Here is an 18,930-nt window from a genome sequence, read left to right as displayed (position 1 = left end):
ACGGAGGCGATGATATGAGTAATCAATCCATAGAACTGCTACAACGTTTGAAGTCTTTATCCGGCCCATTTCCAACCTGGGATACGGGGCAGTTGCCGGAGCGGCCGGGGAAGCTATTTTTGGAGTGGTTGAGATTGGCGGTTGAGAATGAAGTGAAAGAAACCTCATGCCATGACGATCTCTACCGTGGATCAAGACGGTTATCCTGATGCGCGGGTGTTGATTTTGAAAAACGTAATTGACGAAACGTTCTATTTTGCCTCCAGTTCGGAGAGTCGAAAAGGGCAGCAGTTGAAGGAGAATTCTCATGTCGCTCTGACATTCTACTGGCCTTCACTTGGAAGACAGATTCGGATAAGGGGAATTGCCGAAGATTGTGGAGATGAAGCGGGCGCTGATGATTTCCGCAAACGTTCAGCTGGAGCAAGAGCAGTTGCTTTGACAGGGCATCAGAGTGAGGTTTTGGATAGCGAGGAAGTGCTGGATAGTTCCATTGAAGCTCAGAAGGAAAAGATAAGTCGTGATCCCAGTGTCGTTACACCTCATTGGAGATTATATGCAGTGAATGCACAAGAGGTGGAGTTCTGGCAGGGAGATTCGGAGCGTAAGCATGTACGAGTCCAATATGTGATGCAAGATGGACAATGGAAGACACTCAGATTGTGGCCTTGATTTTAGAAAAGATGAGTTAGGCAATAGTGACCAAACTGCTGTGTGTTTCTTTTTCCTAACAATCTGAGGGAGGATAAATCTATGAAAACGATTGAGAGCTTCTTCGAACCATTTCCCGTGTTGGAAACCGAACGGACGTTACTCCGACCTCTTACCTATGATGATCTGGAGGATATGTACAGTTACTGCGTTGTACCTGCTGTATCGGAGTTCACCACCTGGGATGCGCATCGGAGCAAAGAAGACACCAAAGCTTTTTTAGATTTTGTCATGAGTCGCTATGAAACGGATCTAATAGGCCCATGGGGGATTGAAGATAAACACACCAAGAGGCTGATTGGTAGTTGTAACTATCTAGGGTGTGACAGCGATAACAGAAGAGTTGAACTGGGATATGTGTTGTCTGATCAATTTTGGAATCAAGGCTACATGACCGAGGTAGTGAAACGAATCATCCAATTCGGATTTGACGAAGTGGGATTGGAACGAATCCAGGCTCAATGTTTAGTGAAGAACATGGGCTCCGCGAAAGTCATGGAAAAGGCCGGCATGCAATTTGAAGGTGTGCTGAGGAAATACATGAAGGTGAAAAATGAACTTCAGGATCTGAAGATGTATGCCATTGTAAAAGAAGACTTCTATTCTAACATTAAATAAAGAACGTTTTTTGGGAAAGGGCGAGCGAGGTTGAGCAAAGGAATCCTGTATCTTATGCTATTCATGACTTTTTTAAGTAGCTCAGAAGTGGCTTACAATCGTAATGCCGTTTCAAAAGAACCTCCTGCATCTTAATCGACTAAGATATTTACTGAGGATGAATTCCAATTTCAGATTAAATCCAAAGATATTACGATTAAATTAGGAAGTACTCGTGAAGTGGTTGAGCAGCAACTTGGACCCCACGTGGATTATTTCTACTATACGAATGTCTACCATTACAAACATATGAGAATTCATTACAAAGATGGCATTGTGGATGGCATCATAATTGATGACTCGGCAAAGTTCAAAACGTATAAAACGCCAAGCGGGATAGGTTATGGAAGTACAGTTCAAGAGGTCTTCCAACAATACGGCAAAAAAGCTTTTATAGATACTAAAAAGGGAAAAGTACAAAGTATTACATATGTTATGGAGAAAAATAAACAAGGCAATTACCATGTCATACCGTCCTTTGATCATGCAATATTGGAAGGAGGATTTGAGAACATGAAAGGGTTGTCCATGAATTTTGATCAAAAAGGGCGTGTGTCATTCATCATGCTGGCGAGCCACGAGTTTGCCTATAATCCTGAGTTCAACATGGATGACATACAATAGAGGATTATAGGGTTACCTTACATCACTCCCGATCGTTGGGGAAATTGATTTATGTTGTTTATAACAAGCAACGTACATAATGTCATATCATCAAACAAGTGCCTACCGATATAATCTTCAAGTTATCCAAACGTGGATTGAATGAAGGAACCAGGAGGTACAACGAATTGACGACCAAAAACAGATATAAATCACTCGAACTGGAAACACCCGGCGTATATGAGCTGGAAGGACTTGAGGTGGGAGTGACATCGAACTGCAATTATAAATGTGACTATTGCTGCGCCTACAATCGGGATGATGGAGCATGCATCGGTAGTCAGGAAATTATCCGTATTATTAGTGAGCTTCCTCGTCTCAAGCGCGTGCGATTGTCCGGGGGAGAAGTTACTTTGAAATACCAGGATTGCCTGGAGATCGTGACGTATTGTGCGGCACATGGCATCGATACACAATTGAACAGCAATGCCAGTCTGCTGACAGAAGAACGGATTCTTGCGTTGCGTGATGCGGGCTTGTCCAACATTCATATCTCGTTCAATTATACGGATGCGGAGTCCTATGCTGCGTATTATCGTGTGCATCCTCGCATGTATGAGAGACTGGAGCAGAATATCCGTTTGTGCACGGAAGCCGGTCTGGAGACGGTACTGGAAACGTTACTGTTTGAAGGTAATCAAGCGAACATGCAGGCCATTAGCGATAAGGTGTATGATCTGGGTGTGCGCATCCATGAGATCCAGAACAGCATTAAGATGCCGCATACGGATTGGAGTCAGGTTGTCTCTAAAGAGTCCCTTGTTCGATCTGTTACGGAATTAATTAAACATAAAAATCCAGATACAACGCTCTATTTCACTTGTATGGATAGGTTTGCTGAACAGTTGAATTTGCGTGAACAACCCGATGTGTATTTCTCGAATTGTGTGGATGGCACGAAACAGCTGCACTTGCACGGCAATGGGGATATTCTCATCTGTGAGTTATGCCATCCTGTTGTGATTGGCAACATCTATAATGGAACGTCGTTGAAGGATATCTATACCCAGCAGCCGCCAGCGTTAACAAAATTCCTGGAGAAGCTGCCTTGTCCTGCGTACGATGCCCTTTTTGCAGAGGCATAACAGGAAGCTCTGACGAAGATGTTTTGATCTGTAAGCTGAACGAAACATGTACACGATAACAGCGACATTTAAGGTTATATAGATTAAAAATAAAGGTGATCTGATTTCCTCAGTGGGAAAAAGGATCACCTTATTTTATTGAACTATTCATTCACACAATAACGGAGAGGACAGAAAAAACCTGAAAAAGCGAAGCGTTCGCCTTTATCCCCGGATTTTCCCCTCTAGAAAAGGAAATCAAAAAAATCTGGGGGTAACAGCGATTGGAAGGTTGTTCTGTCATCGTAGTGTCAGTGTGAATATTCTTTAGTTCAAGTTATTTAGTTTCAGATTCATTTAAGCTACCCGGCCTAATATGGCCTTAAGAACTTAGATGAAGAGGTGAGCTTCACATGATGAAGATCTATGAGAAACCAACCCGCAAAGAACCACATAAACGACCGATCTCCCCAAGAAAGCGCAGATGGCTCATCATCACACTTGTCATCGTGCTTGCGGTAGGTGGAATCCTGTACAGCTTGGCTGACCGTTACCTGATCCGGCATGTGCAGGTAGTTGTAGCGGATGAGAACACGGCAACGTCAACAGCAGGCAACACGAATGATTCCACCAGCACTTCGACCACTGCAACTGAAGTGAATGCAACGTCAGATGATTGGAATTATTCGAGTGATGATATGGAGGTCCATATAGAAAAGGTACAGACAGGCTCCGGCTCGGATCAGATTACGTATTATGTCGCTGATGTTCAGCTGACGGATGCAAGCAGTCTGCGAACCGCGCTGGCGGATAACAGTTTTGGAACAAACATTACAGAAAATACATCAGAGATTGCCGCAGCCAACAATGCGATCTTTGCCATTAACGGTGATTATTACGGATTCCGTGATGATGGTGTCATTATTCGAAATGGAACATTGTATCGGGACAGCCCAACACGGGATGCGCTTGCCCTGTTCAATGACGGTACGATGAAAACATATAACGAAGATGAAATTTCTTCCTCGGAATTACTGGCCGAAGGGGCAACCAATACGTTATCCTTTGGACCCATTCTGATTCAGGATGGCGAGATTGTTAGTGATTTTAGCAGTGTGAAAATTGACAACAACTTCGGTAACCGCTCCATCCAGGATGCGAATCCAAGAACTGCGATTGGCATGATTGCTCCGAATCATTACGTTTTCGTGGTAGTGGACGGACGGCAGGACAACAGCCGTGGCATGACCTTGGCAGAACTGGCCGATGTCATGAAAGGTCTCGGAGCAACTGAAGCCTACAACTTGGACGGCGGCGGTTCATCCACCATGTATTTTATGGGTCGAGTCGTTAATAACCCGCTGGGGCGTAACCAGGAACGTGGCGTAAGTGACATTTTATATCTGACGGAGGGACAAGGATCATGACAATATTAATTCCATCCTATGAACCCGATGTGCGTTTACTGAATCTCGTTCTGCGATTACAGACATTTAAACTTGGACCCATTGTGATTGTGGATGATGGCAGTGGCCCAGGGTACCGTGGGATTTTTGAAACGGCAGAAGCCTATGGCTGTACGGTCCTGACACATCCCGTCAATCTGGGTAAGGGCAGGGCGTTGAAGACAGGCTTTCAGCATATTAAGGAGTACGGACCTCAGGGCGGTGTAGTGTGCGCAGATAGTGACGGACAGCATCTGCCACATGATATTAAGCGTATCTTCGAAGTGCTGCTCACACAAACGAGACCCGGAATTGTACTCGGCAGCCGTCGCTTCAGTGGTAAAATTCCAGCACGTAGTCGTTTTGGCAACACCGTCACACGGGCGGTCTTTTCCCTCACGACAGGTACCAAAGTATATGACACGCAGACGGGTCTGCGCGGTTTTCCTTACTCCATGCTGGATTGGCTGAACCAGATTCCCGGGGATCGGTTTGAATACGAGATGAACATGTTGCTAACGGCATACAAGGAAGGGTATGAAATTACGGAAGAGTTTATCGATACGGTGTATCTGGATCACAATGAGTCCTCCCATTTCCGCCCGTTGGTTGATTCGTTCCGGATCTATATGCCAATCCTGATGTTCAGCACATCTTCGGTGCTATCCGCTCTGATTGATTTTGGACTATTATTCGTCATCCAGTATTTCACGCATAATCTGTTTCTGTCGGTTGTCGCAGCAAGGCTGTGCAGCTCTATCTTCAACTATACGATGAATCGGAAGTATGTGTTCTCCGCAGGACGAACCTCAAAGGTTCGACAGTCTTTGCCCAAATACTTCTCACTTGTCCTACTGGTGCTGTTATTAAACTACGGTTTATTGTATTTTTATAATGAAAAATTAATTATCCCACTGCTCGCAGCCAAGCTGTTGACCGAGGTGTCCATCTTCCTGTTCAGCTACTGGGCGCAGCGCAGATTTGTCTATTAACGCAGAGAGAGTGGGCATATAGCTTGCTCTCTTTTTTTCAATCAAAGCCGTTTCAAAAGAATATCCTGCGCTTCTTGGTTAACAAAAAAAGGTCGAGAACAGGGGGAAGCATACCCTTGTTCTCGGCCTTTTAAACTTACAGGAGGACGAGCGTTACATCAGCTTCTTAATCTCATCCTTCAGGATTTCGGACTGAGTGCCGAAGATGACCTGCACAGCTCCACCACCGAGCCTCATAACGCCGGAAGCGCCAAGCTGTTTGAGCGCCTGATCGTTGACGGCTTTGTCGTCCCTGACAACTAGCCGGAGGCGAGTGATGCAGGCGTCAATGCTCTCGATATTATCTGTTCCCCCGATCTCGGCGAGCACTTTGCCAGCCTTGGTATCGGCAGACGCCGCTGCCACGGCGGAAGTATCAGTGGGGGCATCGGCATCATAAGCGTCATTCTCGCGCCCCGGCGTTTTCAGGTTGAACTTGATAATCATGAACCGGAACAGGAAATAATAGACGACCGCAAATGCGAGTCCGACCGGGATCATGAGCAGCGGATTGGTCGACAGCTTCATGTTCACGAGGTAATCGATTAGACCTGCAGAGAAGGCGAAGCCCAGCTTAACATTCAGCAGGTACATGATTAGGGCCGCCGCACCAGTAAGAATAGCGTGAACCACATACAGTAGAGGCGCCGCGAACATGAAGGAGAACTCGAGCGGTTCGGTAATACCCGTTAAGAACGAAGCCACCGCTGCGCCGATAAAGATCGAAGCGACCATTTTGCGCTTTTCAGGCCGGGCTGTATGAATCAAGGCTAGCGCCGCCGCCGGAAGAGCGAACATCATAATCGGGAAGAAGCCAGACATGAACATGCCTGCCGTAGGGTCTCCGTTGAAGAAGCGGGTCAGGTCGCCGTGCACGACTTCCCCGGCTGCATTGGTATAATCTCCGATCTGGAACCAGGCAATGGAGTTGAGGACATGATGCAGACCGAGCGGGATGAGTAGGCGGTTGGCGATCATAAACACCATGGAGCCAACGCCGCCAAAACCTACAATCCAGGCGCCGAAAGCGCCGATGGCATCCTGAATCGGGCTCCAGACCATGCCGAACAGGATGGCCAACACCAGCATGGAGCCGGCGGTGGCCATCGGCACAAAGCGTTTGCCGGAGAAGAAGCCGAGCCAGTCAGGAAGCTTGATATTATGGTATTTTTTATACATATAGGCTGCAAGCAGTCCGGCAAATATCCCGCCCAATACGCCCATATCCAGCTTGACATCGTCAGGAATATAGCCGAATACACCTGGAACGGCTCCCAGAATCCGCGTCAGCACCATATAAGCGATCAGGGCGGAAAGCGCGGCGACCGCATCCCCCGCCAGTCCGATTGCCACCCCAATGGCGAAGATGAGCGCAAGGTTGCCGAAGATCGCCCCCGCTCCCTCATTCAGGAATGGAACTACATACTGATTAAGAAATCCCCCGATCACGGGACCGAGCGGAATGTCCTTTTCATAATTAAGAAGACCGAGGCCTTGAAGAATACCTGCCGCAGGCAGGGTTGCTACAGGAAGCATCAGGGATCTTCCCAGCTTTTGCAGTACTTTCAGCATATTGTTCTTCCTTTCTTTTTTTGATTTAGGTTATTTGGACAAGCTGACTTTCATGATAGTTCCCATGCCTGCTTCTACGCTGCCATACTCCGGGTGCGACTCCCACGGCTGTTCAGCCGCATTCGCAACGATGACAGGGGTGATGACCGGATAACCGGCGGAAGCGATCGCATTCAGGTCAAATTCAATCAGAGTCTGACCGATAGTGACTTGATCCCCGGTCTGCACTTGGGGTGTGAAACCCTGTCCTTTCAGGCTGACAGTATTCATACCGATATGCAGCAGTAGCTGCAGCCCGGAAGCATGCTCAATCATTACGGCATGGTGCGATTTGATCAGGTGCACCACAGTGCCGTCGATAGGGGCGACCAGCCTGCCTTCCTGGGGAATCATTGCGACTCCCGGTCCCATAAGTCCTTGCGCGAACGCTTCGTCAGGCACTTCTTCCAAACTGACGCAGGTTCCGGTGAGCGGGGAGGCGACGGATATTGTTTCAGATGTTTTGGCAGATTTATTGTTTTTCCATTTCCAGATCATTGTGTGTTGTCCTTTCTGTTGTTGGTTTTGGCATGGGTTTGAAAAAGCCGGTATAAATGCATTGCGAGAAAAGCCGTTTCTTCCTCGGGCACTTCTGTACCCAAATCCTCGGCCATTACAGCGCTCAGTTTTCTGGCCAGCTGGTATTCGGACGTATATTCATTTTTCACATATTGTGCGAAGGTGGGGGCCGTCATCGGCTGCTGATACAGGCGTTCCATGGAGAAGCGCAGGTGTATCATGAGTCTTGCCTGGCTAAGGCTGCCCTGATCAAAGCGAACGCCACCCTCCTCTTCAATAATCGACTGAAGTTTGCTGATCACATTGGATACCTTAACCAACTGTCCGACAGGGACGTGATTTACGGAGGAGTACACATGGTATGTCAGGAACCCGGCCTCATCCTCCGGTACCTCTACGCCAAAGGCCTCTCCGATCATGGCCGCCGCTTCCGAGGCGATTTCGAATTCTTTCGGAAAACTGAGCTTTGTCTCCGTAAGAAAAGGATTCAGAATCTCCATCCCGTTGCGGATACGATATAAGGTGAACTGAATATGACTCGGAAGAGCAAGGTAGATCTTGTCATTCAGCTTGCCGGGAAACTGATCAGCGATGAGACGGATAATTCGGTCAGAGATGTCGATGACATTGGGGTCCAAGTCCCTCATCAGCTCCTGCGCCTGCCCCCACTCCTCCCGGTCTTCCAGCCGGAATCTTTTCTCAATCCGCGGATCATCGGCCTGAACGGTGCTTTCCACCTTGAACGCAAATCCCAACCCTTTGCCAATCAGTACGTACTCCTTGGTATTCTGGTGCGACCGGGCCAGAACAATATTACTGCCGACGACCCGCTCCACCTGCAGAATCATTCCTTTACTCACGGTTCACCGCCTCCTCGTTTCTAAAGTTAACGCTTTCAGGCCTCCGGAACGCAAAAAGAGCCAAGAAGCGAGTATAGTCTCATGTTCGCTTCTTGGCTCATGCCCTCTGGGGTGGTAACACGCCAATTCATTTTATGTTTTCATCAGAACGTTCTTCCTACATAATATATAGCTGATCTGCCACCGTCAACCATAATTTTGTCATCCAACTGTTCGTCGTTTAATATAGGGAATGTGTAAACGAAAAGGTACCTGCCGTAGTTGGAGCCAAATCTAACATGAATAGGAGTATGCCTATGTATCTTCGAAGTGTGGAACTCCTGTCGGCCAAGATCGAGAATCGGGACCAATATCCTTTTGACATCCCCGCGATCCGGTCCTTGGAACGATTGGAGATCACGAATAACGTTACTTTTTTTGTAGGTGAAAATGGTTCAGGGAAATCTACGCTGCTGGAAGGCATCGCACATCAATGTGGCTTCAATACCGCAGGGGGTGGCAGGAATAATACCTATGAGACACATGCTTCGGAATCCTCGCTTGGGAATTATCTCAGGCTGGCCTGGTTGCCCAAAATAACGAATGGTTTCTTCATGCGCTCTGAATCGTTCTATCAATTCGCATCACATGTCGACGAGATGCCGGCGTCGCTTCAATATTATGGCGGGCGTTCATTACATGAACAATCACATGGGGAGTCTTTTCTCAGTCTGTTCGTCAACCGCTTTAGTTCCAAAGGCATCTATCTGCTCGACGAGCCCGAAGCCGCATTGTCCCCAGCAAGGCAGCTCTCTTTATTGCGGATTCTTCATGATCTGTCAGGCACTTCGCAGTTCATTATTGCGACGCATTCACCGATTTTGCTGGGATATCCGGGGGCAGAGATTTTAAGTTTTGACGATAGCCATATTCAAGAGGTAACCTATGAGGAGACCGATCACTATCAGATTACCCGCAGCTTTCTCGAGAACCGTGACCGGATGCTGAATGAATTGTTTAAAGACTAAATTGAATTTTGTGATACCAAGATTAAAACTACATTTTGTATGAGGAGAGATTGGATGAAAGTAGGATTCATAATCATTGATATGCAAGAGAGTATTGTGCGGAAAAAGATGGATCAGAGCTCGATAGACCATGCTTGCGAGTACATTAACCATGTAGCTAACGTGCTGCGCTCGAATGATCATGTGGTCGTTCACGTACAGGATGTGGAGGGCATGGAGGAGACACCACCGGAAGAATATCGTATTATTCCCGAGGTAGATGTGAATGAGAAGGATATCACAGTTACCAAAGAAGCTTCCAACGCTTTCTGGCAGACTAATCTGGAGCAGGTGTTGAAGAGTCACGGAATTGAATTGGTGATTATCGCAGGTTTTGCTGCAGAGGAATGTGTTCTATTCACCTACAACGGTGCGATGGAGCGAGGTTTCCGTCCGGTGATGTTGCAAAATGGAATTCTAAGCACCCATCACGAAGCGGTGATTTCAACGTACAGAGATCGCAATGTGATCTCATATCCTGTGGTTGATTATCTATATAGGTTCAACTAAAGAGGTTTACACTGAGCACTCCAATGACAGAACAACCTTCCGATCGCTGTTATCCCCAGATTTTTTTGATTCCCTTTTTAAAGGGGAAATCCGGTGATAAAGGCGAACGCTCCGCTTCTTCAGGTTATTTCTGTCCTCTCCGTTTTTATGTAAAAAGTTTAGTTGAACCCATATAATTCAATAATTATTAGCTAAGTGCTAATGGATACTTGGTGAAAAATAAAAATAAGACCAATAATCGGACTCTGTAAGGAGTCTTTTTTTGTTCAAATGTACATTTCCACTATGACAGTTAAGGTTACTCCATGGTTTAAACCAAACTTTGCCTATATCTGTTGTGGTTGAAAGGATATATTGAGAACAGGGCACAGCAAACGTGCTGTGGACATCGGAAAGGTTATGTATGGATTACTAACTAACTCATTAACTAAGGGAGATGTACAAAGAAAATGAATGTACACATTAAAAGTATTTTGGCAGAACAAAAGGAAATGTTCCTTAACCTGTACAACTTGTACTTATATGATCTGTCTGAATTTTCTGGCGAGGATCTACTTGAAGAGGGGAAATATGATCCAACGAACACCTATCTCTATCTGGAACGCGATGAATTACATCCGTTTTTGATTCAGTATGAAGGAAAGATTATTGGATTCGTCCTGGTGTGTTCACCTCCATATGTGCCAGAAGATGTGGATTATACCGTACAGGAGCTGTTCCTGGTCAAAAAGTATCGTGGACAGGGAATGGCAGCACAAGCGGTCGACTTGGTTTTTGCTCAGTTTCAGGGTAGATTCAAAGTAGGACAACTCGCTAACAATGCAGCAGCAGTTTCGTTCTGGAAAAAGTATTATGAGCAACATCAGATTGAATATACCGAGTCTGAATATAACATTGAGATTGACAACATCACTGGCAGCCACCGGATTTTGTCCCAGACTTTTGTGCGTGGAAGAGCGAAATAATATGTAACTTAGAAGGTGATTAGCTTGTTTATTATCGTAGCAAATAAGGGGAAGTTGAAGTGGATTTCTGGTGTGTTTCAGGCAGAAGAGGTAGCTAGACAGTACATGGATCTCATACCTGATGAGCTTAAGGTGTACCATGAATTCATTCAGATAGAGAACATCACATATCCTTTTTATATTATAGAGCGTCAGGCATCTCCATTTAGGTTTCTCGATAAAGATGAAGTGATTTCACTTTTCGATCATACGGATATATCAGAGGACGAAGATGAGGTGCACTTCAATATCTACACGGTGGATTCAGATTATAGACCGAAGAAACCTGGAACAGATTATATGGGAGCACTGAGGCATGATCATGTGACCAATGAATTTATAGAAATGTATCGTAAAGAGGGAACAGAGTTTCTGAGTAAACGTAAGGTTCTTTAAATGTTATGAATTTTTTAGGTCCGATTTGCTTCTCCTACTTGGGAAGTGGATAGGATCTTTTTCAATTTCCATTTACCAATACATGGGTTATGATGAATGAAGAGGAGTCTATGGGAATGACCGTGTAAGGGGGAGAAAGCAGGTATGCCAAAGCATCATTTTGTGATTGAAGCCAAATCGCAAGTAAACGAGAATATCTATACTTCCTACTCCTGGGATTCTCATGGCAACATACATAAAAGTGGGCTGAAGCCAGAGTTTTATGCGACCTTGGAAGACGAATTTATTGTATACATCTATGATTCCCTTTGCTGGTTGAATACATGGAATCCATCTACCTGTATGAGATGTAGTGGACTGAACAACTATGGAATAACCGTTATTGAAGAGCAGAATGTTTTGTTGAAATTTCATCAACTGATTCGGGCTTGGATTGATCTATTCAGCCATGCGGCGGATCCGATTGTGCTAACAGGGAATTATAGCATTGCTGGAGGCGAACAGAAGGGCTACTACGAGAAACTCGTGTACAACAAAGTTGAATTAATCAACGAATTAAACAAGCTTGCGAACATGGCAAAGTACGCTGAGGTAAATGGGAAATGCATTGTGCATTTTGGGATATGAATCGATAGAAAAGGTTCCTGATAAAAATCGTAAGCTGTTGAGAAGCAACCCGACAGAGAGGAGCGAGAGTAATGACTAGTCGTATTGTTGTTACGGGTGGAGCTATTATTCGAGATCATATGGGGAGAGTGCTGCTGCAAAAGAGATCAGATTATGGGGATTGGGGATTACCCGGTGGTGGTATGGAGCCAGGTGAACGAATTGAAGAAACCATGATTAGAGAAGTGAAAGAGGAAACAGGGCTTGAGGTGAGTTCTTATGAACTGGCCTCCATATACACGGGCGAGAGGATGCACTATACGTATCCGGATGGAAATAAAGTAGTATTTGTAATGTTTTTATTTGACGTTATTGCGGAGTTGGAAGGGAAACTCTGTGATGATCAGGTAACTCTTTTATTTGAAGATGAACAAAAGGAGTCATTACAGCTTGTTTTTAAAAGTCTGGATGAGATTGATATTTCGACAATTAACAATGTGCAGAAGCCTATATTTGTAGACTTGAAGCAAGGAGAGTCTAAATTGCTACGCGAGTGACAGCGTTAATAGAATAACTTGAGAAATGAATAGAGGTTAGATCATGATGAAAAATATGGAATTAATTCAACCATTTATTCCAGCATTTTCTGTTCAAAATTTGGAGTGGGTTGCCTGTATATAAAACAAGACAAATAGTATGAAAATATTTTGATAGCAGATATTACATTTTTAATGAAATTCTCAAATGTTACATATGAATTACTTTTTAGATTCACTAATATTGAAAATTTTCATTATAAGCCTCATGGTGTTCTAGTTCAGATAAGTGGGTTTAATATTAAAGATCTGAAAGACCATGGATATCATCCGATGAAATATTTCGTTGAGGACTACGAGGACGGAATATTAGGATTCTATTGTGAGGATATTGAATTGATACATGTACAAGAGAGTGAGCACTTAGCTTTGTAAATCATAGAACATCATAGTTTGAGCCTTTTAATAAAGAAAGGAGTTTTTATATTGCCTTGGCCGATGGTTCATTTTGCAATTGCATCCGAATTGATATCCAAGCCATCCCCTGAGTTGTTACTGGGAAGCCTCGCTCCTGATTCCATTCACGTAAGAACTAATCTTCGTACTGAGAAGGCAAAAACCCACCTCATGCCAGAGACAGGAAGGTTCGCAACAGACGAAGAACTTAAAGAATTTTTTGAGTCCAACAAGAAGTTAGCTTATAGGGATCCCAAATTCATGCAATATCTGTGCGGATACATCGCCCATATCTATACGGATCGCGTGTGGACTTTCGATATTTATCCTGCATATGAAGTCCACCCCAATGGAAGAAGCGTGTATACACAGGATGTCACGAAGCTTGAGTTTATGATTCTACAGAATTGGAACGGGGCCCTTGAATGGTTAAATGAGCTGAACGTGGGAAGCGCATTTGAGATAGGTGGATTACTGGAATCTGAGGTGTATCAATATAGGGAAGAGAAGCTTGAGTTTTTAGCTAATCCTGACAACGAAACCTTGGGTGACTTAAATATTTTATCCATGGAAGCTATGGACAAGTTCATACATACAACAGGATTAGCTCTAAAACAATTGTATACAAAATGGAATGTGTACGAGGATTTATGTGAAAGGAGGAGATCCATGCCCCCATTAGGCTTAGCTAAAGCGTCTGAATATGTGCCTTCGACAGGCAGGATGGAGACACCCAGACGCAGAATGGGCGGAGAGAATGACCCGGCAGTGGAAGCACCAGAGAATACTTAGGCGGTGAATAGAGAGGAGCATGTTATGAAGGCTAAATTACGATCAGAAGATATACATTCTAAGCAACTTACTTGGTTGTGCATTAAACCGATGCTTGTGTCTGTACGAGGCAGAGATATGGCAGCCAAAACAGAGATATACCGACAGTTACATGAAGGGCAACAAGCCTTATTTCTGTTTTATTCCTATCACAATCACACGAAAAGTCTGGCAGAATTTTATTGGTTTTCGGCCTATAACATCATCGAGATCAAGAGCTGGAACGGGATCAAGAACGGAATGCGCTATTTTAATCAAAATGAAATGGTAGATCTGCTGGACGACATCGAGCGTTTGATTACAAGTAAAAATAAAGTCGGAGACACCTGGCGTGAAGTCCTACCCACGGATCTGGAGAAGGACACGATCTTGCTTCAACGAACGGAGGAATTATACGCTAAATATCAATCCAAAGCTCAGGAAGTAATTTCGCACATGAACGAGATGATCCGGCAAAACCAGGAGATGTATCTGGAGATCATTGAAGATTAAATATGGATGGCATAGGGGACTACTCTCGCGGGAGTAGTTCTTTTTATCATGTACGAGTAGTGTCTCATTTAAGCCGGGAAATAAGCGTATATGCAACAAACTTACAAAATCATGCAACAAAACGCAATACAGTGGGATAGTCATAACTATGCTTGTAATATGAGTTGTGAGAGGAGGGCAACACGTGAAAGTCATTTTTGAAGAGAACACAGCAATTGAAAAAAGGGTGGTCAAAGTCGTTACTCATCCTGAAGAGAGGTCGAAGTGGGATCGTATTGAAAAAGCGATCGGCCAATCGGAAACCCAACTAACGGTCATCCATGCCAAGAATAATCGCAACGTACAGATTCAATTAAGCTCGGTGGTCGCTATTGAGTCAGAGGATCGGATGTGTTGTGTACGTGTGATTACAGGCGAGAGATACTTGCTTAACAAACGTTTGAAATTTGTGGAAGAAGACCTGGATGACGTTCATTTTGTGAAAATTAATAATCAAACGATCATCAACACACGGTATATCACCGCATTCTCTGCAACAGACCATGCTCGGATTAAGGTAGATCTGACCGATAGCTCCAGTTACTTTGTCAGTCGATTTTATATTAAAAACTTTAGGGGGAAATTATCATGATGATGCAGCTTAGGCTTTCCTTTTTTCAAGTATTCACCGTTACTTCACTCTGGGTGACCTTGCTATTGACCCTATTCTATAATGATCAACCCATCGAAATGGGCTATTTGTGGAATATTGCCGGCATTTCAGCAATTGCCGCTGTATTATTTGGTGTGATGTACAACGTACTTTGGAACTATTTTACGTTGAAACCGATGTGGAATATTGTTATATCTTCTACCTTTAGCATTACAGGAGGCATGGGGATCGTATGGTTATTCTCCACGGATATGTTCCATTTGATTGCTCCCTGGTTCCCCGGCATGTGGTTGTTATCCATTGTGCTGCACATCATCGCTTTCTATTTTTATGCTAGAATGGATAGCAGGAAAAAAGCGGAAGAGTTAAATAACATTCTCAAGTAGCTAAGGGGAGCAAGTATGAACGAGGAAGAACTGCTGCAGTTGTACGGATTGGAGCCTAATGGCATCCATCGAGAGTCGATCCGTGAACTGCTTCAACTAGAGATTGAGAACCGAAAGTCAGAGGATAACGAGGTTCTGAAATTGTTGTGCATCATGTTGTTCTGTATTGGAAATGTGGAGGACACCGGGCTTATCTGGCAGGCCAAACGAAAGAATCAGGACACGGGCAGTTATATTGATGTGCAGTTATTATGTGGTGCGGGATATGAAGAGACTTTATCCTATCTGGAAGATACGGACGGGGAACAGGCGCATGAGGAGTTGCAGTACCTTAGACAGTGCGAGCCATATGATTTTATTGATTTCTCCAAAGAGGGATGGGTCTCAGATTATAAACAATATTACGGTGTTTGATATATGAGCATACGGCATATGGGGATCTTTTCAACATATGATTACCTTTTTACGGATAATGAAAAAAGCGAGATCCAGATTGAAGCCATCGGTATAACGAACATGATATTTCATAGATAAATAGCTAGATTGATGTTAGACAGTTAAAAAAATTGGATGAAAGTTCAGCTCATATCCACGCGCTTTGCATGATGTACCTCGTGCAGGGCAGCGTGTTTTTTTTGTGAGAAGTATTATATAAACAGAGTGTCTTATTTCGTTTGTTCGCAAATCCTACATTATGGGTTATGATGGATTTGAAAGAAATAGATGGAATCAATCGTCCACGCAGCTCATGATTATGAGGGGATGGGAAGAGTAGATGAATGCTGATTGGAGGACGGAATATGAAGAAGCTAACGTTGTTTTCATTATTATTTCTACTTCTGGTGGCCTGTCAGAACCAGGAAAACACTGAAAATGTACAACAATCAATAGTCCAAGAGAAAGAAGACATCCCACCAGAGTATCTCAATGAAACAAACTATAATGGGGACAAATTGGAAATCGTCAAACTTATGAACGCCCGAATGCGTTATTTATACGAAAAGGACGAAAAGGGATATATGAATTTTTTTGATCCACAGTCTCCTATATCGGGCATGGGAAGATACAAAGTTCGCAAGATTACTTCCATAAGCGATATTATTATTCAAGAGCAAAAGAAGCTCTACCAGGGGGCAGTAACGATTACTGAATTAAGAGAGAACGACAAGGAATATATTAATACGATGGTGTTTTGGAAAAAGAAAGCGGATGGCGATAACGCGCAATGGGTTATTGCAGATATTGATTGATAACATAGTTTCTGATACATGGAAAATCCATAACATCACACATAATAAAGAATAAGGATGATGTAATGATGGCAAGGCGATTAATACTCATTGAAGGATTGCCAGGTTCGGGCAAGTCGACGACTGCCAAGATGGTATCCGAAATCCTGATAGGTCAAGGCAAGCAGGTACAACTATTTCGGGAAGGAAACCTGGATCACCCTGCTGATTACGAAGGCGTTGCTTTTTATCATGCTGAAGACTTCAAGGCCCTACTAACCACGTATGACGATTACAGAGAGATTCTGGAAAGTAATGCGATTGCCTATCATCAAGGTGTTCTGATCCCATACCGTAAGATGAAAGAACAACGGGGAATAGAGCTTCCCGATCAGGTGGTGGGGGATATTTAGCCGAGATATTTACGAAATTTCTTTTGCACAAAATGTAAAGCTGATCACCGAGAAGTGGCAGAATTTCACCAAGAACGTGTTAAGCACGAATGATGACTCCATCACGATATTTGAATGTTGTTTTATCCAGAATCCATTGACCATGGGTCTTATCAAATGTAATCAATCCAAAGAGCAGAACGTGCAGTATGTATTGGGACTGGGGCGTATCATTCATGCTCTGAATCCGCTTCTCATCTATATCGATCAGAAGGATATATCATATACCTTTGATAAGGCGATCAGTGAAAGACCAAAAGAATGGTCAGAGGGCTTCATTAATTATTATACGAATCAGGGCTTTGGGCAAGCGTAGGGTTATCAGGGTGTTCTGGGTACGGTACAGGTTTTGCAGGAAAGAAAGAAGCTGGAGTCCGAAATCTATGGCTTACTTGAGATGGATAAGGTATGGCTGGATAATTCGGATTATGACCTCGAGGTTTGTAGGCGCAAACTAGAAAAGATTCTGGAGTAACCTTAATGAAATACAAATACATACCGGAGGTCAGTTTTATGACATTTTATGGAGTAGCCTTAATTGCAACAACTGCAATCTTAATTATTATAGGTGTTCGAAGCAAACGGAAAGTAATTCTTAGATGGGGCATAGCCAGTTTGATTTTATTGCTCGTACTCATCATTCCGTCATTCATCATGGGATTCATGGATGGATTGTCCGATGGATGGTCAGCGAGATGAATAATTCAGAAAACAAAAATATATCGTATGAGCAGCAAAACAATAAATTCAACTTTCGTGTGGCAGGTATTGTGATAGACAAAGGAAGAGTTCTTTTGCATACGACTGAACAGGACGATTTCTGGAATCTGCCCGGGGGGCGGGTGGAATTGCACGAGACAACAGAAGCGGCTATTGTGCGAGAGATGGCGGAGGAACTGGGTGTTCATGTAGAAGCGCAAAGGCTCGCATTTGTTAGTGAAGATTTCTTTGAATATGATGGCCTGAAATATCATGAAGTTGGTTTTTATTATATCATCACATTGCCGGAAGCCCATAAGCTATATAGTGAAATTGAATTCAAAGGTCTAGAAGATAACGGTAAGTTAATTTTCAAATGGTTTTCTTTGGACGAACTAGAGCAGATGGAAGTTTATCCTGTGTTTTTGAAAAAGGAACTGAGTAACCTTCTTGATGCAAAAGGCATCAGACACTTCATTCAGAAATAGAGGGCTTATGAACATTACATTTATTCGTCATGGTCATGGTGAACACTTGATAGATTACCCTAACCAATTAAATTGCCTGCACCCTGGCCTCACTGAATTGGGAAAAAGTCAGGTTATAGCATTGCGTAAACAAGTCGTTTTTGCGCCTGAAGACGTCATTTTGGTTAGTCCAACGAAACGTACGATCGAAACAGCACTCCTTCTAATCCCTAACAAAAATCTTGCATTCTTCAGTCCGCTGGTTGGGCCAAGAATGTTTCCTCAGAATCCGGAGTTTGTTCCTTTCGTCTGCGATCAGATCTATACGAAGGAAGAACTCAGCAATCTGTATACTGACATAAGAATGGTTGAATTGGGATTGGACTGTTGGGAAGAAAGTATTAATCAGATGAATGCACAACGATTCGGGATATTAGCTGAACAGCTTCTTGAATGGTGCAGGAAACAGAGTGGCAATACGTTTATCATTTCACATGACGGTTCGATATCGAACTACAGGATTTTACTCGGAGAACAAGGGTTAACCAAAAGTGATTTTCTTGGTGAAGCAGGACAGTACACGATCAGGAACTTTTAATGATTAAAG

27 protein-coding genes are annotated in these 18,930 nt (G+C 43.9%); 24 read left to right on the top strand and 3 right to left on the bottom strand.

Features of this window, described 5'->3' with window-relative positions:
• The first annotated feature begins 14 nt into the window (after window positions 1–14).
• From QF049_RS15380 to QF049_RS15350, 7 genes are all read left to right on the top strand, one after another.
• Window positions 15–209 carry a hypothetical protein gene (locus QF049_RS15380; protein WP_307538569.1) on the top strand — a complete coding sequence of 65 codons (195 nt, stop codon included), beginning with the start codon at window positions 15–17 and terminating at the stop codon, window positions 207–209.
• Entirely contained in the window at window positions 172–672 is a 501-nt protein-coding gene (locus tag QF049_RS15375) for a pyridoxine/pyridoxamine 5'-phosphate oxidase (RefSeq protein ID WP_307538567.1), read from the top strand. The genes QF049_RS15380 and QF049_RS15375 overlap by 38 nt, the downstream gene beginning before the upstream one ends.
• Before the next feature lie 81 nt (window positions 673–753).
• On the top strand, window positions 754–1,329 hold the full coding sequence (locus QF049_RS15370) for a GNAT family N-acetyltransferase (protein ID WP_307538565.1): 576 nt from the start codon (window positions 754–756) through the stop codon (window positions 1,327–1,329).
• Between the two features lie 219 nt (window positions 1,330–1,548).
• The gene (locus tag QF049_RS15365) at window positions 1,549–1,992 is read left to right on the top strand and encodes a hypothetical protein (RefSeq protein ID WP_307538563.1); all 444 of its coding nucleotides are present in this window, start codon (window positions 1,549–1,551) and stop codon (window positions 1,990–1,992) included.
• 167 nt (window positions 1,993–2,159) lie between these two features.
• Window positions 2,160–3,116 (top strand): radical SAM protein, encoded by a 957-nt coding sequence (locus QF049_RS15360; RefSeq protein ID WP_307538561.1) that lies wholly within the window; start codon window positions 2,160–2,162, stop codon window positions 3,114–3,116.
• A gap of 392 nt (window positions 3,117–3,508) precedes the next feature.
• Window positions 3,509–4,522 carry a phosphodiester glycosidase family protein gene (locus tag QF049_RS15355; RefSeq protein ID WP_307538558.1) on the top strand — a complete coding sequence of 338 codons (1,014 nt, stop codon included), beginning with the start codon at window positions 3,509–3,511 and terminating at the stop codon, window positions 4,520–4,522.
• Window positions 4,519–5,532 carry a bifunctional glycosyltransferase family 2/GtrA family protein gene (locus QF049_RS15350; protein WP_307538556.1) on the top strand — a complete coding sequence of 338 codons (1,014 nt, stop codon included), beginning with the start codon at window positions 4,519–4,521 and terminating at the stop codon, window positions 5,530–5,532. The genes QF049_RS15355 and QF049_RS15350 overlap by 4 nt, the downstream gene beginning before the upstream one ends.
• A 153-nt stretch (window positions 5,533–5,685) precedes the next feature.
• Here the strand turns inward: QF049_RS15350 and QF049_RS15345 are convergent, their stop codons facing one another.
• The 3 genes from QF049_RS15345 to QF049_RS15335 are packed head-to-tail and all read right to left on the bottom strand — an operon-like array spanning window position 5,686 to window position 8,561.
• Window positions 5,686–7,143 carry a PTS transporter subunit EIIC gene (locus QF049_RS15345; RefSeq protein ID WP_307538555.1) on the bottom strand — a complete coding sequence of 486 codons (1,458 nt, stop codon included), beginning with the start codon at window positions 7,141–7,143 and terminating at the stop codon, window positions 5,686–5,688.
• A gap of 30 nt (window positions 7,144–7,173) precedes the next feature.
• The gene (locus QF049_RS15340) at window positions 7,174–7,680 is read right to left on the bottom strand and encodes a PTS sugar transporter subunit IIA (protein ID WP_221822677.1); all 507 of its coding nucleotides are present in this window, start codon (window positions 7,678–7,680) and stop codon (window positions 7,174–7,176) included.
• Complete coding sequence (locus tag QF049_RS15335; protein ID WP_307538551.1) at window positions 7,677–8,561, bottom strand: PRD domain-containing protein; 885 nt, start codon at window positions 8,559–8,561, stop codon at window positions 7,677–7,679. Before QF049_RS15335 ends, QF049_RS15340 begins: the two co-directional genes overlap by 4 nt.
• 296 nt (window positions 8,562–8,857) lie before the next feature.
• Between QF049_RS15335 and QF049_RS15330 the strand changes: the two genes are divergently transcribed.
• The 17 genes from QF049_RS15330 to QF049_RS15250 all read left to right on the top strand — a co-directional run bounded on the left by QF049_RS15330 (window position 8,858) and on the right by QF049_RS15250 (window position 18,921).
• Window positions 8,858–9,568, top strand: coding sequence for an AAA family ATPase (locus QF049_RS15330; protein WP_307538549.1), 711 nt, complete (start codon window positions 8,858–8,860; stop codon window positions 9,566–9,568).
• A gap of 54 nt (window positions 9,569–9,622) precedes the next feature.
• The gene (locus tag QF049_RS15325; RefSeq protein WP_307538548.1) at window positions 9,623–10,117 is read left to right on the top strand and encodes a cysteine hydrolase family protein; all 495 of its coding nucleotides are present in this window, start codon (window positions 9,623–9,625) and stop codon (window positions 10,115–10,117) included.
• A gap of 449 nt (window positions 10,118–10,566) precedes the next feature.
• On the top strand, window positions 10,567–11,082 hold the full coding sequence (locus tag QF049_RS15320) for a GNAT family N-acetyltransferase (protein WP_307538546.1): 516 nt from the start codon (window positions 10,567–10,569) through the stop codon (window positions 11,080–11,082).
• Window positions 11,083–11,106: 24 nt separating this feature from the next.
• Window positions 11,107–11,517 carry a hypothetical protein gene (locus QF049_RS15315; RefSeq protein WP_307538544.1) on the top strand — a complete coding sequence of 137 codons (411 nt, stop codon included), beginning with the start codon at window positions 11,107–11,109 and terminating at the stop codon, window positions 11,515–11,517.
• A gap of 144 nt (window positions 11,518–11,661) precedes the next feature.
• Window positions 11,662–12,144 carry a hypothetical protein gene (locus QF049_RS15310; protein ID WP_307538542.1) on the top strand — a complete coding sequence of 161 codons (483 nt, stop codon included), beginning with the start codon at window positions 11,662–11,664 and terminating at the stop codon, window positions 12,142–12,144.
• A gap of 71 nt (window positions 12,145–12,215) precedes the next feature.
• Window positions 12,216–12,680 carry an NUDIX domain-containing protein gene (locus QF049_RS15305; RefSeq protein WP_307538540.1) on the top strand — a complete coding sequence of 155 codons (465 nt, stop codon included), beginning with the start codon at window positions 12,216–12,218 and terminating at the stop codon, window positions 12,678–12,680.
• Between the two features lie 432 nt (window positions 12,681–13,112).
• Window positions 13,113–13,907 carry a zinc dependent phospholipase C family protein gene (locus tag QF049_RS15300; RefSeq protein WP_307538538.1) on the top strand — a complete coding sequence of 265 codons (795 nt, stop codon included), beginning with the start codon at window positions 13,113–13,115 and terminating at the stop codon, window positions 13,905–13,907.
• Between the two features lie 117 nt (window positions 13,908–14,024).
• Window positions 14,025–14,438 carry a hypothetical protein gene (locus tag QF049_RS15295; protein ID WP_307538535.1) on the top strand — a complete coding sequence of 138 codons (414 nt, stop codon included), beginning with the start codon at window positions 14,025–14,027 and terminating at the stop codon, window positions 14,436–14,438.
• 184 nt (window positions 14,439–14,622) lie between these two features.
• Complete coding sequence (locus tag QF049_RS15290) at window positions 14,623–15,069, top strand: LytTR family DNA-binding domain-containing protein (protein ID WP_307538533.1); 447 nt, start codon at window positions 14,623–14,625, stop codon at window positions 15,067–15,069.
• The gene (locus tag QF049_RS15285; RefSeq protein ID WP_145320067.1) at window positions 15,066–15,476 is read left to right on the top strand and encodes a hypothetical protein; all 411 of its coding nucleotides are present in this window, start codon (window positions 15,066–15,068) and stop codon (window positions 15,474–15,476) included. The genes QF049_RS15290 and QF049_RS15285 overlap by 4 nt, the downstream gene beginning before the upstream one ends.
• Window positions 15,477–15,491: 15 nt before the next feature.
• Window positions 15,492–15,890 carry a hypothetical protein gene (locus QF049_RS15280; protein WP_145320065.1) on the top strand — a complete coding sequence of 133 codons (399 nt, stop codon included), beginning with the start codon at window positions 15,492–15,494 and terminating at the stop codon, window positions 15,888–15,890.
• A gap of 386 nt (window positions 15,891–16,276) precedes the next feature.
• Window positions 16,277–16,726: a hypothetical protein gene (locus QF049_RS15275; protein WP_307538528.1), complete on the top strand. Its 450-nt coding sequence runs from the start codon at window positions 16,277–16,279 to the stop codon at window positions 16,724–16,726.
• Between the two features lie 68 nt (window positions 16,727–16,794).
• Window positions 16,795–17,118, top strand: a complete 324-nt coding sequence (locus tag QF049_RS15270; protein WP_307538526.1) for a P-loop NTPase family protein — start codon at window positions 16,795–16,797, stop codon at window positions 17,116–17,118.
• A 76-nt stretch (window positions 17,119–17,194) separates the two neighbouring features.
• Window positions 17,195–17,473 carry a P-loop NTPase family protein gene (locus QF049_RS15265; RefSeq protein ID WP_307538524.1) on the top strand — a complete coding sequence of 93 codons (279 nt, stop codon included), beginning with the start codon at window positions 17,195–17,197 and terminating at the stop codon, window positions 17,471–17,473.
• A 197-nt stretch (window positions 17,474–17,670) separates the two neighbouring features.
• Window positions 17,671–17,856: a hypothetical protein gene (locus QF049_RS15260; RefSeq protein ID WP_307538522.1), complete on the top strand. Its 186-nt coding sequence runs from the start codon at window positions 17,671–17,673 to the stop codon at window positions 17,854–17,856.
• A complete protein-coding gene (locus QF049_RS15255) occupies window positions 17,841–18,344 on the top strand; it encodes an NUDIX hydrolase (protein ID WP_307538520.1) in 504 nt (167 codons plus the stop codon). The genes QF049_RS15260 and QF049_RS15255 overlap by 16 nt, the downstream gene beginning before the upstream one ends.
• A 7-nt stretch (window positions 18,345–18,351) precedes the next feature.
• The gene (locus QF049_RS15250; RefSeq protein ID WP_307538518.1) at window positions 18,352–18,921 is read left to right on the top strand and encodes a phosphoglycerate mutase family protein; all 570 of its coding nucleotides are present in this window, start codon (window positions 18,352–18,354) and stop codon (window positions 18,919–18,921) included.
• Window positions 18,922–18,930 lie beyond the last annotated feature (9 nt).

The sequence above is a fragment of the Paenibacillus sp. W4I10 genome (genome assembly GCF_030816325.1).
GTDB classification, from domain to species: Bacteria; Bacillota; Bacilli; order Paenibacillales; family Paenibacillaceae; genus Paenibacillus; species Paenibacillus amylolyticus_B.
This window is presented reverse-complemented; position numbering and strand designations above follow the sequence as displayed.

Coding starts and splice junctions, on each gene's coding strand:
- QF049_RS15260 (WP_307538522.1), top strand. CDS start 17,671: ATGACATTTTATGGAGTAGCCTTAATTGCAACAACTGCAATCTTAATT.
- QF049_RS15355 (WP_307538558.1), top strand. CDS start 3,509: ATGATGAAGATCTATGAGAAACCAACCCGCAAAGAACCACATAAACGA.
- QF049_RS15305 (WP_307538540.1), top strand. CDS start 12,216: ATGACTAGTCGTATTGTTGTTACGGGTGGAGCTATTATTCGAGATCAT.
- QF049_RS15345 (WP_307538555.1), bottom strand. CDS start 7,143: ATGCTGAAAGTACTGCAAAAGCTGGGAAGATCCCTGATGCTTCCTGTA.
- QF049_RS15350 (WP_307538556.1), top strand. CDS start 4,519: ATGACAATATTAATTCCATCCTATGAACCCGATGTGCGTTTACTGAAT.
- QF049_RS15310 (WP_307538542.1), top strand. CDS start 11,662: ATGCCAAAGCATCATTTTGTGATTGAAGCCAAATCGCAAGTAAACGAG.
- QF049_RS15340 (WP_221822677.1), bottom strand. CDS start 7,680: ATGATCTGGAAATGGAAAAACAATAAATCTGCCAAAACATCTGAAACA.
- QF049_RS15280 (WP_145320065.1), top strand. CDS start 15,492: ATGAACGAGGAAGAACTGCTGCAGTTGTACGGATTGGAGCCTAATGGC.
- QF049_RS15250 (WP_307538518.1), top strand. CDS start 18,352: ATGAACATTACATTTATTCGTCATGGTCATGGTGAACACTTGATAGAT.
- QF049_RS15255 (WP_307538520.1), top strand. CDS start 17,841: ATGGTCAGCGAGATGAATAATTCAGAAAACAAAAATATATCGTATGAG.
- QF049_RS15375 (WP_307538567.1), top strand. CDS start 172: ATGACGATCTCTACCGTGGATCAAGACGGTTATCCTGATGCGCGGGTG.
- QF049_RS15285 (WP_145320067.1), top strand. CDS start 15,066: ATGATGATGCAGCTTAGGCTTTCCTTTTTTCAAGTATTCACCGTTACT.
- QF049_RS15320 (WP_307538546.1), top strand. CDS start 10,567: ATGAATGTACACATTAAAAGTATTTTGGCAGAACAAAAGGAAATGTTC.
- QF049_RS15380 (WP_307538569.1), top strand. CDS start 15: ATGAGTAATCAATCCATAGAACTGCTACAACGTTTGAAGTCTTTATCC.
- QF049_RS15295 (WP_307538535.1), top strand. CDS start 14,025: ATGGCAGCCAAAACAGAGATATACCGACAGTTACATGAAGGGCAACAA.
- QF049_RS15325 (WP_307538548.1), top strand. CDS start 9,623: ATGAAAGTAGGATTCATAATCATTGATATGCAAGAGAGTATTGTGCGG.
- QF049_RS15370 (WP_307538565.1), top strand. CDS start 754: ATGAAAACGATTGAGAGCTTCTTCGAACCATTTCCCGTGTTGGAAACC.
- QF049_RS15330 (WP_307538549.1), top strand. CDS start 8,858: ATGTATCTTCGAAGTGTGGAACTCCTGTCGGCCAAGATCGAGAATCGG.
- QF049_RS15275 (WP_307538528.1), top strand. CDS start 16,277: ATGAAGAAGCTAACGTTGTTTTCATTATTATTTCTACTTCTGGTGGCC.
- QF049_RS15270 (WP_307538526.1), top strand. CDS start 16,795: ATGGCAAGGCGATTAATACTCATTGAAGGATTGCCAGGTTCGGGCAAG.